We start from the raw sequence: 15,480 nt of genomic DNA, 5'->3' as shown, positions 1-15,480 counted from the left end.
CTGGCCATCATTTTAGGTGCATGAAACATTTTGCAAACGTGTGAAACACCTACGGTGAAGCACTTTTCAATCCGAAAAATTTTATACTTTCCTAGTATAAAATGAAAAGCCTGCCGCAGCGCGACAGGCTCAACTAAATTTATTCCAAATCAGAGTTCACTATATCCGATATTGAACGTATCCCCGCCGCTCAGGTTGCCAGTTTCGAAGCCTTTCGTGAACCAACGCATCCGCTGCTCGGAGGTACCGTGCGTGAAGCTGTCCGGCACGACATAGCCTTGATACTGTTTCTGCAAAGTATCGTCCCCTACGGCAAAGGCTGCCTGTAAAGCTTCCTCGAAGTCGCCTTCCTCCAGGACACCCTGCTCCTGGACATAATTTGCCCAGACACCGGCCAAGTAATCGGCCTGCAGCTCAAGACGCACATTCAGCTCGTTGTATTCTGTTTCACTCAGTTGGTTACGGGCGCTTTGCACCTGATCCATAATGCCCAACAGGTTCTGGACATGGTGCCCGACTTCATGAGCGACTACATAGGCCATCGCAAAGTCGCCAGACGCTCCGTACTCTTGCGAAAGCTGATCATAGAAACTCAAATCGATGTATAATTTTTGATCGGCCGGGCAGTAGAACGGTCCGACCTGGGAACCGGCCACACCACAGGCTGATTGCACCTGACCGCTGAAGAGCACTAGTGTCGGCTCAACGTACTCCAAGTTGTTGTTCGCAAATTCTTGTGCCCAAGCATCTTCCGTGTATGCAAGTACGACGGATACGAATTCAGCCATCTCATCCTCAGTTTTATTGCTGGTTTCGGTGATGCCGGTCTGTGGCGTTTCTGTCGGCGCGCTGCCGCCACCCCCACCGAATAGGTCGCCGCCTCCGAAGAGAGCGATGATGATCATGATAATGATCCCAAAAATTCCGCCGCCTGCCATGCCGCTCATGCCCAAGCCGCCGCCACCCGTAGAAAAACCGCCACTGCCGCGTCGATCTTCAACGTTGGAACTTCTCCTTCCACCTTTCCATTTCATACGAATACCTCCAATGTCCTTTTTTCGCAACGCAGGTCCTGGTTCTGCCAACACATCCAGAGTTTAACCGCAACCCGAAAACGATTTTATGCTTACCTTTATTATATAGTATTGACTGAAAATTTAAAAAAAATACACCTGAGGGATACCTGCCCTGATTCTCATCCATCCATCTACCGTCGCAAAAAAGTCCAGACAAGTTCTCCCGCCACCGTCCATATTACACACATATTGATAAAAAAAAGTCCATTCTCAGCATTTGAAACGCTTGTTCATTTTCTGTTCAAAATCCTCATAACCTCAAACCCCGCATTACCCTAGCATAGTTCAGCGAAGTTCACAAATTTCATCAAAATGGTGTTCTTGTGAATATGTACATCTGATGGAATAATATTGCTTCTGAATGATTATAGGAATAACATGGATGTAAGCCTATACAAGTAATCCCTGACAGATTGGGGACGGCAAAAAATGAATCCAAAGGAGCGATATGGAATGGGTAAATTGCAGAATAAAGTAGCAATCATCACGGGCGCGGCGCAAGGAATGGGTGCCATGCATGCACGCAAATTCGCTGAGGAAGGCGCCAAAGTCGTGGTGACCGACATCAACGAAGCAACCGGAAAAGCTTTGGCTGAAGAAATCGGCGAAAATGCTATCTTCATGAAATTGGACGTCTCAAAATCAGCCAACTGGGAAGAGGTCATTGCGCTGACAGAGGCAGCATTCGGTCCGGTTACGGTGCTCGTAAACAACGCGGGCGTCGGCATCTTCAAGACTTTGGACCAATTGACGGAAGCTGATTTCCGCCTGACTTTCGAAATCGATGAACTGGGTGTTTTCCTGGGCATGAAAGCTGTTGTACCTTCCATGAAAAAAGCAGGAGTCGGCTCGATCGTCAACATTTCATCAGTCGATGGCTTGGTCAGTGCCCCTACCGCCATCGCTTACAGCGCATCCAAACACGCAGTAACCGGTATGACCAAGGGTGCCGCTACTGAACTCGGCCAATTCAATATCCGCGTGAATTCCGTTCACCCGGGCATCATCGAAACGCCAATGGCCGAACAAGGGGACGTCTATGAATACGTCAAACAATTAGAAAAGGACATACCTTTGAGAAGGACGGCAAAATCAGAGGAAGTTTCCAATCTGGTCATCTATCTTGCGTCCGATGATTCGAGCTACTCGACTGGCTCGCAATTCGTCGTCGACGGCGGCATGATTTCCGACCTCTAGTTTTGTTTTTCACCAATACAAGTCTTACAATAAGAAAAAAAAACGCACAAACAGCTGCCAGAGTCTACTATCCTGGCAGCTGTTTGTGCGTTTTTTAAAGAAACTAGTCTATCTACTCTTCCAATTCTTCTACTTCTTCGATTGTCATGCCTTGGTGTTCCTGCATGAATTTTTCGCGTTCTTTGTCGCGGTACTTGTCCATCTTGCGTCTGAACAGTTCACCGTTGGAAGGCGGAGTCCAACTGATGGCATTTGCTCCGGCATTGATTGCAGCCAATATCGTCTCATCTGTCGGTCCCCCGGTTGCAATAATCGGAACATCCGGATACTTTTCGCGGATGCGGCTCACGATATAGGGCGTGTCCTTCCCGCCACTGACGTTCAGGATATCGACACCTGCATCCAAACGCTCCTGGATGTCCATGTATTCCGTCACGATGGTGCAGACAATCGGAATGTCCACGGTTTCTTCAATCTGTTTGATTGTATCGATCGGTGTCGGTGCATTGACGACTACAGCCAATGAGCCTTGCGCTTCAGAAAACAAGGAAATGTTGGCGCTGCGTTTCCCTTGTGTGGTTCCCCCGCCGACTCCGGATAGGATCGGAATGGTCGAGACGTTGGCTATGCTTTGGATGACCGCCGGATGCGGGGTAAATGGATAAACCGCGATGACGGCATCGGCATCGTTATTCAGGATGATGGCGATATCCGTCGTAAAAATCAACGATTTGATTCGCTTTCCGAAAATCCGGATACCTGAGCAGTTCCGGATCACACTAGGGACTTGGACTGTGTCACTGCGCAAATCGGTTGTGATGCTTGGTGCTTCTCTTTTGATTCTTGGTTCCATTCTTTCGCTCCTTTGCTGATGATTTTGATAAAACTGTATGGGTAGATCAAGCGATGATGAGATTTTCTTCCTTCAGAACTTCCGAATAGAAGACCGCACGCGCGGCTTTTCTTCTCGGCTCAACGATGAATGTCAGGATGCCGAAAACAGCGAATGTAGCCAACATCAATCCTACCAGCAACAACGCTTGATACAATAACGCATCAGAATCAGCCGTTGCCGCTCCGGCATACATGTTGAATGCGGCTATTCCGACACCCGTAAACAATGCCACAGGAATGAGGTAGACGACAAAATAAGTCAGATCCAATTGGAAAAGTCTCATCTTTTTGCCTTTCATGAAGGCTTCACTTTGTCTTAGGATGTCCGTCGTTTTCATGTTCGGGTTATCGAAATAAATGAAGTTCGATAACGCCAGGGAATAAAGCTTCATGATGCCTGGTATGATCAGCAGTACAGACCATAAAATGACATAGACAGCCTGTAGCGCCAGAACGCCGAGCGTCTTGGACAGTTGATTTTCAAATGGTTTGAGCAAATGGCCTGATGAAAGTGGCGTACCGTCGAGCATATCCAGATAGCCCCATTCATTCCCCATCTGCATGGAGCCTATAATCAGCGCTACGATGATCGAAAAGACAACGTTCAGCGTCGTTTGGAAAGGCGAGGACTGCATCGAAAAGACAGAATCCCAATTAGGCAACGTTTCCCCTGTCATCTGCATGTTCAGAGCGCTCTCGCCCGTCAGCGTCCGGACTACCGATTGCAGGATGCTGTTCGCAATCGTGATAAGGATCAGGTTGATGACCGCCATTTTATAATTGCCGCGTAAATATTCTCTAGCAGTTGATCTGATTTCTTTGTTCGTTAACATATAATTATGACCACCCCTTACAATTTGCGATAGTTGTATTATACCATAATTGAACAATTTGCAACGCTTTCAGATAATTGTCTTTCATTTATTTTGCAGACAATCCGTCAGCGTTCTGTTCCATCCACTTTCGTTCCGCAATTCGGGCAAAAATGTGCGCCCTGAGGATAAGAGGCACCGCAATTCGGGCATCTGCTTTCAAGCGGTTCACCGGTCTGATACAGCTGCAGATCGCTGTCCCGGATCGAGACCGGTTCTTTGCGTTCGATCGCTTTGCCCACTTGCGGATCAAGTAAATACCAAGTGTCGCAACAGGTTGTGCGGACAAGATACTTTTTCCCGAAAGTTATGACCGGGATGAAAAACAGACGGAAACGATTGCCCACGAGATAGACCTCATAGCGCCCAAAATGCCCACAACGGCTGCAGGTGATCGTTTGATTGTATTCCAGCAACCTGCGGAACGGCAATACGTCAAAAAATAGAAACATCAACCATTTCCCCTCTCCAATTCTTTGAATGTCTGCTCGTATGCGGCCAACGTCGCATCGTCAAAGCAGACAAAAATGATTTCTGTGATGATTGTTTGCGGATAATTTTCCACGTAGGCCTTGACGGTTCCAACAGCGATCTTGGCTGCTTGACGCAATGGGTATCCGTAAATGCCGGTACTGATTGCCGGAAAGGCAAGCGTGCGGATTGCTCCGTTGGCGTCGGCCAATTCCAATGATTTCTGGTAGCAGGAAGCCAGCAAATCCGCTTCACCGTGCGTTCCACCGCGCCAGACAGGACCGACCGTATGAATTACAAAAGCCGCTTTGAGCTGGAAGCCGGGCGTAAGTTTCGCCTCACCTGTGCGGCACCCGTTCAGTAAACGGCAGGCAGCCACCAGTTCCGGCCCGGCGGCACGGTGGATAGCGCCGTCGACTCCTCCCCCGCCCAGCAGGCTCTTATTGGCGGCATTAACAATGGCATCGACTTCGCAACGGGTAATGTCGCCTTTAAGCCCATGCAACGTTGTGTGACTGACCTGCAATTCCTTCATTCCGATTCCTCCCTCATAACCTGTGTTCAGTCCGGACATACCAATATGTACACTTTACCGTGAACTACTCGGGCATAAATGACCGAGCTTCTGGGAACAGAGCAGACTTGCCGCGTTGAAAATCCAACGCAACAGCGGTTTCTCCTATTAACCGAGGCCAGTTCCTGACCTGTGCCTTTAACGCTGGGCAAGCGCTTTGTTGAGGATATTGATGGCCGCATTCACATCGCGGTCAATACCTGTGGTATGACAATGCGGGCAAGCGAATGTGCGGATCCGCAGCGGTTTCTTGCCGGTGTTTTCCCCGCAATGCGAACACGTTTGGCTCGTATAAGCGGGGTTCACCAATACCAGTTCCTTGCCGTACCACTCGCATTTGTACGCCAGCATGGACTTGATTTTCGCCCAGGCGGCATCGGCAATGGAACGCGCCAGCTGACGGTTCTGCAGAAGATTCTTGGTTTTCAAATCTTCCAGGACGATCAGGTCGTATTTTTTGACCAGGCTGGTTGTGTATTGTTGCAGATAGTTGTTGCGTTGATTGGCAATCTTTTTGTTGATACGCGCCACTTGTTCCTTGGCTTTTTGGACATTTTTGAAATCAGAAAGCTCCAGTTCGATTTCTTGCGCTTTCGCTTGTTCGATTTTGACAAGCGCCTGTTGACGGCGCCGGGCCAATTTCCGTTCCCATTGCCGTTTTTGTTTCGCCAATGAACGCTCGAATTGTTTGTTCGGCAGTTTGTAACCATCCGATTGGATGGCCAGGTCGGCAATGCCGAGATCAATCCCAACGGATTTGCCTGTTGATTCAAAAGTTGTTGCCTCAAACGCAACCTGCAGCGTCGCTTCAAAGGTGCCGTCCGCCTTCTTGTGTATGACCACACTCTTGATTTTGTCTTTGACGCGATGCAGGCCATTGGCTTTCACCAAGCCCACTTTCGGCAATTTCAGATAATGATTATCCACGACCTGGATATTGCCGTTCACACAATTCGATTTATAGCTGTTTTTGGGTCGCCGACGCGACTTGAATTTTGGGAAACCGTTCTGTTTCTTGAAGAAGCGGTCATAACTATCCGCAAGATCCGCGGATGTGTAAAGCAAACTGGTGCTTTCGGCTTCTTTCAGGAACGGAAATTCGATTTTCATTACCTTAATCAGATAATTCATGCCGAATTTGGTGACGAAAGAGCCGCCATTTTCATGGCGCGCAAGCTGCATCCCGAGCAGTTGATTCCAAAGGAATCGGTTCAGCCTGAAATTGTTTTCGATGGCTTCTTGCTGAGCGACGGTCGGGTACAATTTAACTTTTATCCCTTTCAATGTCATTGTGATTCACCTCCTTTTGCCTTGCTATCTTTGTGTTCATTGTACCATTTAAGGGCAGACAATACGCAGTAGGAGGAGTGCGAAAAAAAGATAAAACAGCGGGAATTCATCACGGGTTTGTAAGCCCGTGTTTCCTTCCCGCTAACTCAAAAATCCGGTTGATTATCCATTTGGCAGACCCATCCGAAGCGGACGTATGCGCGCGGGCGCTCTGCTAGACTTTTTGCCGGAAAAGGAATTAAATGGAATTGAAGAAATAACCGAAAGAAGGTTTTCGAAATGGCGGATAATCAAAAAATGAAAAAGCGGATACTCGGCATCGAAAGCAATGTTTTCTTTGTCGGCTTGACCAGTTTCCTGACGGATACGACGACAAAAATGGTTTACAGCATCTTGCCGTTGTTCCTGACGACATTGGGGGCTACGAAAACGGAAATCTCCTTGATTGAGGGAATCGCCGAAAGCACGGCTTCTGTCCTGAAATCCCTCTCCGGTTGGTGGAGTGATAAAATCGGCCGCAACAAGCCTTTCATGATCATCGGTTACGGCATCACCGCCCTCCTTTCCCCGCTGTTCGCGTTCGTGACGACGCCCCTGCAGGTGCTGTCGATCCGCTTTGTGGAACGCGTCGGAAAAGGCATCCGCACCGCTCCCCGGGACAGTCTCGTGGCCGGATCTTCGGAGGAAAACAACAACGCCGGGCTGAATTTCGGTTTTCATAAGGCGATGGACAACAGCGGGGCTATCGTAGGTCCGCTGATCGCTTTTGCTGTATTGGCTGCTTTCCCCGGTGATTACCGACGCGTCTTCCTGTTCGCGGCCATTCCGGGATTTTTGGGTCTCCTTTCGATCATCTTTTTTGTGAAGGAAGCCAAGCGCGCCAAATCGGAGCGGCTCGGGAAACTGGCTTTCCGGGATTTCCCCAAGGACTTCTATCTTTTCCTTTTCATCGTTTTCCTGTTTACGCTGGGGAATTCGACGGATGCTCTGCTCCTGATCAAAGCGAGCGATGTCGGCGTCAGTGATGCCTTCATCCCAATCATGTATCTTATATTCAATGCTGTTTCGGTGATTTTTGCCGTTCCTCTCGGGAAGCTTTCAGACAAAATCGGCCGTAAACGGATCATCATCGGCGGCTACCTGATGTTTGCGCTGATCTATTTTGGATTCGGCAAGGCGACTACCCCATTCGCCATCGTAGGCCTGTTCGCCTTTTACGGATTGTACAGCGCCGCCACGGACGGCATCCAGAAAGCGCTGGTATCCGACATTATCGGCAAGGAAAAGAAAGGTACCGGTCTGGGACTCTACAACGCAATCCTCGGAATGACACTGTTGCCGGCCAGCCTGATCGGCGGTTGGTTATACGATACGTTCAACAACCGGGTGCCCTTCTATTTCGGTGCCGCCACCGCCTTGCTTTCCGCTTTTTTGATGTTTCTTTTCTATCGGCGAGGGAAACGCAACGGAGCGGAACATTCTTGATGCAATGCTACATTCTAAGGGTAGGATTAGCGGCGGAATTCCCCGTCAAACTGGTTTTAACGGGGAATCTTGTGTCGAATGTGGTTGTATTTCCCCGCCAAGACGATTTTGGCGGGGAAACTGTATAGGATTCGAATTGATTTTGCCCGCCAATAAGGTTTTGGCGGGTTATTTCTAAGGATAACGTATGTTCAACCTCAAAACTGAAGAGGCTGCATCAATCCAGTAAGTAGCGTACTGGGTTTGATGCAGCCTCTTCGGTTATTTCAACAGTTTGGCGAGGGCGGCCATCTCTTCTTCGCTGAATGTCAGTCCTTTGCCCATCTTTTCGTGTTCCGGACTCCATTCGCGGATGTCGTATTTTGGCGGTCTGCCGTTCCAACTGACCAAGTTCAGTTCTTTCGTCCAGCCTTTAGCGGATGTGGACAGGACGCCGAGTTCTTCGACGATTTCAAATGTAATGTCTGCCATAGGGAGGATCCTTTCTTTTTTCGAGTTTGAGGTTGGCTGCCGGGGCACTTTTCGGATCGGCAACTTGCCTCCCCATTATAGCGCAAATTGTGGTTCAGATAAAATATACGCGTACTTTTGGAATATAGGTTTCAAGGATCAAAAGCAAAAGAGGCGCCGGAACATCGTTATGTTCCACCCCCCTCTTCTGTATCCATCATAAAAATCTTTCCAATGCGCTCACTTTACCATTTTCCAGATTGCGTATGATTTGCAGGATGCGCTCGGCTTTTTCCTGATCGGGCGCGAAGTCGCGACACTTGTTTTCCAGCTCCGAATCCGGCAATGGCGCTTGCGGCGAACCCTTCGGCACGCTCACTTCACATTGGTGGACGGAACCGTCCACCAATGTGATCCGAACAATCGTGAAGCGGCCTTTCGGGATGGCTTGCGCGTCCGGCTTGTGCTCTGCGTCATAGCTTCTGGACATTTTTCGCATCAGCTTTTCAGCTTCAAATGAGACAGCCTTGACCCCGAAATTCCCGAGCGTAAACGGGTTACCGAGCAACGCCAAGGCAACCACGTATTCGATGCTGAATCGGCCTTGTTCACCTGTCTTCGGGTGAGAATGGATCAAGGCCGCATCGCCGCCGGGCGGAAAAGTGATGTCTATCTTTTTGATAGTTGAAACAGCCAACTTCAGTTGCGCCAATTCCAAAGCGGCGTCAGCACCGTGGGAAGCAGCGGAGCAAAACGGATTGCGTTTGAACCAGAGGCCAGGTTCGGCTATCCGCCAAGATTTCCCCCAATCTTCGGTCAAGGTCTTCGGGACGGTCTTATCCGCTTCTTTTCCGCCGTAAACATGCAGAAAGCTTATTTTTGAATCGAGTGCTGTTTCAATCCCGTGGAATCCCTGCTGTGTCAGCTCGATCGACTGTACCGCTTGTTGCGCCGCCAGACCAGCATGCAAAGGCTTCATTTCCGTTCCGAACTGAACCCGGAGGCCAGCAGCCTGACTGGCGGCGATTCCGACGGCATTCTGCGTTTCGGCAGCTGTGAATCCGAGCAATAGGGCTCCCGCAAAAGTAGCCGCGACGCCGCCGATCAACGAGGTATTATGCCAACCTTGCAAATAACTTGCCGTCCCGACGGCCTGACCGAGCCTTGCCATCACTTCCACGCCGATGATATAGGCATCCAAAAATTGTTTGCCGGAAATTTCCCGTCCGGAAGCCAAAGCAAAAAGCGTTGGCAAAATAACCGTGCTAGGATGGCCGCGGACATCGGAATGGACGTCGTCATAGTCCAAGGCGTGGCCCATAAATCCATTCACAAGTGCCGCTTGCCGCCTGTTTGCTCTTTTGTTTTGGCCGATCAAAGCCGCGACGGGATGCCCCCCTTCCGCTTCGATGGCATGCAACAACTTACGCACACCGGCATCCTCCCGGCCAGCAAAAGCGCTGGCCAGATAATCCAGCAGGCCGCGTTTAGCTTCGCGCAAGGCCGCTTTATTATCGGCCGGGTTCGCCAGCAGAACTTCCGTGGCCAGCATTTCTGTAAATGCTGTCAAGCTTCCCATTGATCCAGCACCTTGATCGCCAAAGCCGAGAAGTAATCAGCAGCGACCGCCAAGGCTTCTTCTTTGAGGTTAAATTCAGGATGGTGCCACTCGCGCGTGCCTTCGACACCCATAAATACAAAGAAACCGGGAATGAGTGTCTGGTAATGCGCAAAATCCTCCCCGCCGGCGACCGGCTTCGGCTCCACGAAACGGTAGCCTTGCTCTTCAGCCGTTTCTGCCAAGATCGCTTTAAATCGGGCATCATTGTCCACAATCGATACGTACGGGTGCCAGCGGAAATCGGCAACCGCTCCGAAAGCCGACGCAATCCCTTCCGCAATCCGGCGCATCAGATCTGGAATCTTCTCACGGTCTTCTTTTTGGAAAGCACGGACGGTCCCTTCCATGTAGACTTTCTCGGGAATGACATTCCACGAGCTACCGCCATGGATCTGGGTAATGCTGATGACAGCGTTATGGAAAGGGCTCGTGTTGCGGCTGATGATGGCCTGCATACCGGTAATGATCTGGCTTGCGATGACGATCGGATCGATGGTGGAATCGGGAATGCCGGCATGCCCTCCGATACCGTGGATTTCCAGTTCAAAACGATCGGCGCTGGCCATCAGTCCGCCTTCACGGATGCCGATTGTTCCGACCGGCAGATCCGGCTTGTTGTGCATCCCGAAGATGGCGGAAACGCCGGTAAGAACACCGGCTGCTTCGACCCACTTCGCACCTTGCGCGATTTCTTCGGCTGGTTGGAAAATAAAACGGACAGTACCTCTCAGTGATGCTTTTTTACCCTGAAGCAGAATTGCCGCACCGATCATGGATGCCGTGTGGTAATCATGTCCGCAGGCATGCATGCAACCATCCGTTTCTGAAGCAAACGGCAGACCGGTCGCTTCTTTGACCGGCAAAGCGTCGATATCCGCCCGCAAAGCGATAGTCGGACCAGGCAGTGCCCCCACGACCTCTGCAATCAGACCGGTCTCCAGCGGGAAATCGAGGATTGTTATCCCTTCCTCAGACAGCCAGCGGCGGATGCGTTCGGTTGTCGCAAATTCCTTTGCCGACAATTCCGGATGCGCATGCAGTTCACGCCGGTAAGCGACCAGCTTTTCATAGAACCCCGTTTTAGTTTGTGTGTCCGTTTGCGTTTCAGTCATGGTATCATTCTTCCTTTCGATGGTTCGCTCTATCATTCCAAGCTGGGCGAACCCGTTCAGTTTTCATTGTTTCTCAGTTGTTTCAGAAATTGTTTCGTGCGGGCTTGCTGCGGATTGCCGAAGATGCTTTCCGGCGGCCCTTGCTCCACGATGTTGCCGTCCGCCATGAAAATGACATGATCGGCAACTTCGCGGGCAAAGTCCATTTCGTGCGTCACGATGATCATTGTCGTCTGCTGATCGGCAATTGATTTGATCACCTGAAGTACTTCTGCAACCAATTCCGGGTCCAGCGAAGAAGTCGGCTCATCGAAAAGGATCGCATGCGGATTGACCGCCAAGGCCTTTGCGATGCTGACGCGTTGCTGCTGTCCACCCGAAAGCGTAGCCGGATAATTGCCGGCTTTTTCTTTCAGCCCAACTTTAGTCAGCAACTCCAAACCGATTGCCTCCGCTTGCGCTTTCGGCATTTTTTTGGCGACGACCAGCGATTCGGTGACGTTCTGCAGCACTGTTTTGTTCCGGAACAGGTTGTAGTTCTGGAAAACCATAGCGGTTTGCTGGCGCAGTTGTTGGACATCTTTGTTGGTGTAGTTCTCGGCGTTCAGTGCGGCCTCGCCGATTTCGATAAGGCCTGCGTCCGGCTGCTCAAGGAAATTCAGGCAGCGCAAAAAGGTTGATTTCCCAGAACCGGAAGGCCCGATGATCGCCAGGACTTGCCCTCGTTCCACTACTATATCGATTCCGTTCAGTACGGTCAACTCATTGAATTTTTTCTTCAAACCTTTCACATTAATCATCTGTCATCCTCCTAAGTCCGGTACGGCTTGCTTAGTTTTTCTTCCAAAATGCGCTGCAGATAAGAGTAGATGATGATCAGCACCCAATAGACCAGAGCGACCGCCAAGTAACTCTCGAGGAATTTGTAGGAGGATGAGGCCATCATTTTGGCTTCGGCAAAAAGTTCGGTGACACCCAACGAGAACGCTAAAGAAGTTTCTTTGATCAGGCTGATGAAGGTGTTCCCTGTCCCCGGCAAGGCATTTTCGGCTGCTTGCGGCAGGATGATTCGGTAAGCTGTCTGGAGTTTCGACATCCCCACGGAAAGTCCTGCCTCCATTTGGCCTTTGTTGACGGAAATGATGGCCGCGCGGAAGATTTCTGCCAAAAAGGCGGCTTGTTTGATACCCAAGCCAATGACAGCAGCCGTCACTGCCTCCATTGCAGTCAACGATGGGAACAATTGTGGCAGGCCGTAATAGATGATGAACAGCAACACCAGTGTCGGAACCGATCGGAAGAAAGACAAGTAGACGCTCGTGAAACCGCGCAGCAGCGTTTTTTGGCTCTCTTTCATGACCGCCAGCAGGATGCCGATTACGATGGCAACGACCATCGCCAGTATCGACATGAATAGGGTCAAGGGAACGTATTTCATGATCGCAGGGATCACTTCCAGGACATAGGCAAAATCAAAATTCATCTGTGCTTCACTCTTTTCTTTGTGTTTCTATTCGCCGGCTTTGACTGTGATATCTTCTTGACTGAAATATTTTTCGGATAGTTCTTTGAGAGTGCCGTCTTCGCGCAATGCTGCGATTTCAGCGTTGATTTCGGCTTGCAGTTCTTCACCGCGCTCCGTTTTTGTGAATGGGAAGGCGATGTCTTCATAAACGAACGGTTCCCCGACAAATTTGAGCGCTAGGTCATTTTTTTCGATTTCCGCAATCAGGGAAGCTTTGGAATTCACATAGCCTTCCACACGCTTCGCCACGACATCACTCATCGCGCCGTCACGCGTTTCATACGTGCGGATCGTGATTTCGCTGTTCGTGTCAAAGTTCTGCAGATTCGTCACATTGTTCGATCCTAAAACACCGGATACCGTTTTGCCTTTCAAATCTTCAAGCGTATTGATGTCGGAGTTGTCCGTGTGTGTCACGATTGTTGCGCCAGCATAGGCATATGTATCGGAAAAGAGGAATTTCTCTTCCCGTTCTGCTGTCTTCGCCACGAAGTTCGCGACTGTGTCGATTTTGTCCGTTTCCAATTGTCCCATCACGCCGCTGAAGTCGGAAAGCGTCCATTCGACTGTGTAACCTAAGTTTTCAGCCGCAGTCTCGATCACTTCCACGTCGAAGCCGACCAGTTCTTCGCCTTCGCGGTAAGCGTTTGGATAGCTTTGCCCGGTCGCTCCGACCCGCAGCACTTTTTCTTCCGTCGCTGCCGAAGTACCAGCTTCTTGGGAACTCGTTGCGTTGCTTGCCGCGCTGTCCGCTGAACTGTCTGTTTCCGTGCCGTTTCCGCAGCCTGCCAATACGACCGTTGCTGCGAATGCCAATGCCATCAATTTTTTCATTTTCTATTTCCCCTTTTATGTGAATGATTTTATGATTATTTTTTTGAAATAAGCGGTGATATGCCCTAGACCGAGGTCGGTCTCCGCAAATTTTTCGTAACCTCTTTTTTCGTACAGCTGTGGCAGCCACGGATGCTCGACTGCCGTCCCCAAAGTGACTGCCGGACATTTCAACAGGTCGCGCGCGATGTCCTGTTCGATAAAATCCAACAAACAACTACCGATGCCTTTTTTACCGGCGGCCGGCGAAACAGCCAGCCAACCGATGTGCGGCACACCTGCCGGACCCGGGTTTGGCCCCCACGGCATCCGCAAAGAGACCGTGCCCAGCACTTGTCCATCCTCTTCCAAAAGGTAGCAAACATTATTGGAAATGTGTTTTTTGGCGGCTTCCGTATCCGCATGCGCCGCAGCGAAATGGATGCCAAGCTCTGTATTGGAAACATAGGCTTGGCGGAGCAGTTCCGCCAGTCCGGGCGCATCCGCTTCCCGCGCCAAACGGAAAATCTGCGTCATTGTGCATCCGCTCCTTCTACACTGGTGTCCAGGCCGGTTGCTTCGAATCGTTTCAACACCTCATCAACCTTTTGGGGTGCCGAACCAAGATAGGTTTCCGGATCCAGCAAGTCATCTATTGCCGTTTCGGACAGATGCTGGCGGACCGTTTCATTTTCGACAAGCACATCGCGGAAAGAACGTTCCTCCTCTACCGCCGCCATCGACAGTTCGTAGACCAGATGGTGTGCCGTCTGTTTGCCCAACTGTTCGGACAAAACGAACATGACCCTTTCCGACAGCAGCAAGCCGCCCTGCAGGTTCAGATTGCGCAGCATATGCTTCGGCTTCACGACCAAGCCTTTCAGCACAGCCTTCGTAGTGGCCAATTGTGATGAAAGGTAGATGCAGATTTCCGGCAGAGCGATCCATTCGCCCCTCCAAGTCATCGCATCGCGTTCATGTTCGACCATTGTTGATTGTTGGATCAAGGAGACATTCGCCAAAATTGGACGCGTCAAGCTGGCGATCCCTTCGAATGCCGCAGGATTGCGTTTGTGCGGCATCGTCGAAGAACCGATTTTGCCTGCCGAAAACGGCTCTTCCACTTCATCGATTTCCGTCCGCATCAGATTGTAGAATTCATTCCCTACCTTACCGAGCGTTCCGCTGATGAGGCCGATGATGCTGCCGTATTCCGCGATTCGGTCGCGCGAGGATTGCCAGCAGATATCCGGTGTGTTCAATCCCAATCGCGTCAAGGCGGCAGCTTCGATGGCCGGCCCCTGCTCTCCGAAAGAGGCATAAGTACCGACCGCACCGGCGATGCCACCCACGAAAATCCGCTCCTCTGCTTCCTTCAAGCGATCCAGATGGCGCAACGTTTCGCTTAGCACAACTGCCATTTTGAAACCGAATGTCGTCGGCAAGCCCTGCATCCCGTGCGAGCGCCCCGCCATTGGGGTCGTGCGGTATTCAGCCGCAAGACGAGCCAATTCGCGCGCGATTTCCTCCAGTTCGCTGATGAAGATCTGGTGTGCTTCCTTCAATTGCAGCATTGTCCCCGTGTCTACGATATCCTGGGTGGTCGCGCCGAAATGCACATATTCGCCATCAGCCCCGCTCAACTCCTGCAAAGCATTGATCGTCGGCATCAACGAATGCTTCAACTTCGCCCCGCTGGCAGCCAGCGCCTCCAGATTGACGTATTCACTCTTCGCCTTCGAAGCAATCATCTCGGCAGCGGTTTGAGGGATCAAGCCCAGTTCCCCTTCTGCAAGCGCCAAAGCCGCTTCGACGTCCAGATGCTTCTGCAGCCGGTTATCCTCCGACCAGACACCGCGCATCGCTTCCGTCCCGAAATTGTTTCTCATCATGATCATGTCTATCACGTGTGATGCCATTTATCTGATTCCTCCCCCAACTTATATGCGTTATTCTGATGCCGTGTGTGCCTCGAAAAGGCCGCATAACCATGTTTTTTGTTCATAATGAACAAAAAATAGCTTCTGTTAGCTTACCATTTCATAGTGAATCGGCATATTCCGCGTTTCCGAACACTCTTGATAGGAAAAATCGAACACC

Annotated in this window: 16 protein-coding genes; 2 read left to right on the top strand and 14 right to left on the bottom strand. The window is 50.6% G+C overall.

What is annotated here, in order from left to right; genetic code table 11:
* Window positions 1-149: 149 nt before the first annotated feature.
* Entirely contained in the window at window positions 150-1,034 is an 885-nt protein-coding gene (ypfJ, locus tag ACTCCX_RS03295; RefSeq protein WP_463274722.1) for a KPN_02809 family neutral zinc metallopeptidase, read from the bottom strand.
* A 495-nt stretch (window positions 1,035-1,529) separates the two neighbouring features.
* On the opposite strand from ypfJ, the gene ACTCCX_RS03290 reads away from it, so the two are divergent.
* The gene (locus ACTCCX_RS03290; RefSeq protein WP_463274721.1) at window positions 1,530-2,273 is read left to right on the top strand and encodes a glucose 1-dehydrogenase; all 744 of its coding nucleotides are present in this window, start codon (window positions 1,530-1,532) and stop codon (window positions 2,271-2,273) included.
* A 112-nt stretch (window positions 2,274-2,385) separates the two neighbouring features.
* Here the strand turns inward: ACTCCX_RS03290 and ACTCCX_RS03285 are convergent, their stop codons facing one another.
* The 5 genes from ACTCCX_RS03285 to ACTCCX_RS03265 all read right to left on the bottom strand — a co-directional run bounded on the left by ACTCCX_RS03285 (window position 2,386) and on the right by ACTCCX_RS03265 (window position 6,374).
* The gene (locus ACTCCX_RS03285) at window positions 2,386-3,126 is read right to left on the bottom strand and encodes a hydrolase (protein WP_463274720.1); all 741 of its coding nucleotides are present in this window, start codon (window positions 3,124-3,126) and stop codon (window positions 2,386-2,388) included.
* A gap of 46 nt (window positions 3,127-3,172) precedes the next feature.
* Window positions 3,173-4,000, bottom strand: a complete 828-nt coding sequence (locus ACTCCX_RS03280; protein WP_463274719.1) for a DUF975 family protein — start codon at window positions 3,998-4,000, stop codon at window positions 3,173-3,175.
* 107 nt (window positions 4,001-4,107) lie between these two features.
* The gene (locus ACTCCX_RS03275; protein WP_463274718.1) at window positions 4,108-4,491 is read right to left on the bottom strand and encodes a zinc ribbon domain-containing protein; all 384 of its coding nucleotides are present in this window, start codon (window positions 4,489-4,491) and stop codon (window positions 4,108-4,110) included.
* Window positions 4,491-5,045 (bottom strand): O-acetyl-ADP-ribose deacetylase, encoded by a 555-nt coding sequence (locus ACTCCX_RS03270; RefSeq protein ID WP_463274717.1) that lies wholly within the window; start codon window positions 5,043-5,045, stop codon window positions 4,491-4,493. The genes ACTCCX_RS03275 and ACTCCX_RS03270 overlap by 1 nt, the downstream gene beginning before the upstream one ends.
* 177 nt (window positions 5,046-5,222) lie before the next feature.
* On the bottom strand, window positions 5,223-6,374 hold the full coding sequence (locus tag ACTCCX_RS03265; RefSeq protein ID WP_422301414.1) for an RNA-guided endonuclease TnpB family protein: 1,152 nt from the start codon (window positions 6,372-6,374) through the stop codon (window positions 5,223-5,225).
* 279 nt (window positions 6,375-6,653) lie between these two features.
* Here ACTCCX_RS03265 and ACTCCX_RS03260 point away from each other — a divergent pair, with 279 nt between their 5' ends.
* Window positions 6,654-7,859: an MFS transporter gene (locus ACTCCX_RS03260; RefSeq protein ID WP_463274716.1), complete on the top strand. Its 1,206-nt coding sequence runs from the start codon at window positions 6,654-6,656 to the stop codon at window positions 7,857-7,859.
* Between the two features lie 261 nt (window positions 7,860-8,120).
* On the opposite strand, the gene ACTCCX_RS03255 is transcribed toward ACTCCX_RS03260, so the two are convergent.
* The 8 genes from ACTCCX_RS03255 to purB form a co-directional block, all read right to left on the bottom strand.
* On the bottom strand, window positions 8,121-8,330 hold the full coding sequence (locus tag ACTCCX_RS03255; RefSeq protein ID WP_108032156.1) for a YdbC family protein: 210 nt from the start codon (window positions 8,328-8,330) through the stop codon (window positions 8,121-8,123).
* A gap of 196 nt (window positions 8,331-8,526) precedes the next feature.
* Window positions 8,527-9,888, bottom strand: a complete 1,362-nt coding sequence (locus tag ACTCCX_RS03250) for an MmgE/PrpD family protein (protein ID WP_463274715.1) — start codon at window positions 9,886-9,888, stop codon at window positions 8,527-8,529.
* Window positions 9,876-11,042: an amidohydrolase gene (locus tag ACTCCX_RS03245; RefSeq protein ID WP_463274714.1), complete on the bottom strand. Its 1,167-nt coding sequence runs from the start codon at window positions 11,040-11,042 to the stop codon at window positions 9,876-9,878. The genes ACTCCX_RS03250 and ACTCCX_RS03245 overlap by 13 nt, the downstream gene beginning before the upstream one ends.
* 56 nt (window positions 11,043-11,098) lie before the next feature.
* Window positions 11,099-11,842 (bottom strand): amino acid ABC transporter ATP-binding protein, encoded by a 744-nt coding sequence (locus tag ACTCCX_RS03240; RefSeq protein ID WP_463274713.1) that lies wholly within the window; start codon window positions 11,840-11,842, stop codon window positions 11,099-11,101.
* Between the two features lie 11 nt (window positions 11,843-11,853).
* Complete coding sequence (locus ACTCCX_RS03235) at window positions 11,854-12,525, bottom strand: amino acid ABC transporter permease (RefSeq protein ID WP_463274712.1); 672 nt, start codon at window positions 12,523-12,525, stop codon at window positions 11,854-11,856.
* A 27-nt stretch (window positions 12,526-12,552) separates the two neighbouring features.
* The gene (locus ACTCCX_RS03230) at window positions 12,553-13,401 is read right to left on the bottom strand and encodes an amino acid ABC transporter substrate-binding protein (protein WP_463274711.1); all 849 of its coding nucleotides are present in this window, start codon (window positions 13,399-13,401) and stop codon (window positions 12,553-12,555) included.
* A gap of 15 nt (window positions 13,402-13,416) precedes the next feature.
* Window positions 13,417-13,917, bottom strand: a complete 501-nt coding sequence (locus ACTCCX_RS03225) for a GNAT family N-acetyltransferase (protein WP_463274710.1) — start codon at window positions 13,915-13,917, stop codon at window positions 13,417-13,419.
* Entirely contained in the window at window positions 13,914-15,299 is a 1,386-nt protein-coding gene (gene purB / locus ACTCCX_RS03220) for an adenylosuccinate lyase (protein WP_463274709.1), read from the bottom strand. Before purB ends, ACTCCX_RS03225 begins: the two co-directional genes overlap by 4 nt.
* Window positions 15,300-15,480: the final 181 nt, after the last annotated feature.

It is taken from the genome of Trichococcus sp., from assembly GCF_055118575.1.
Note: the sequence above shows the minus strand (reverse complement) of the source record. Positions and strands in the feature narration are given on the sequence as shown.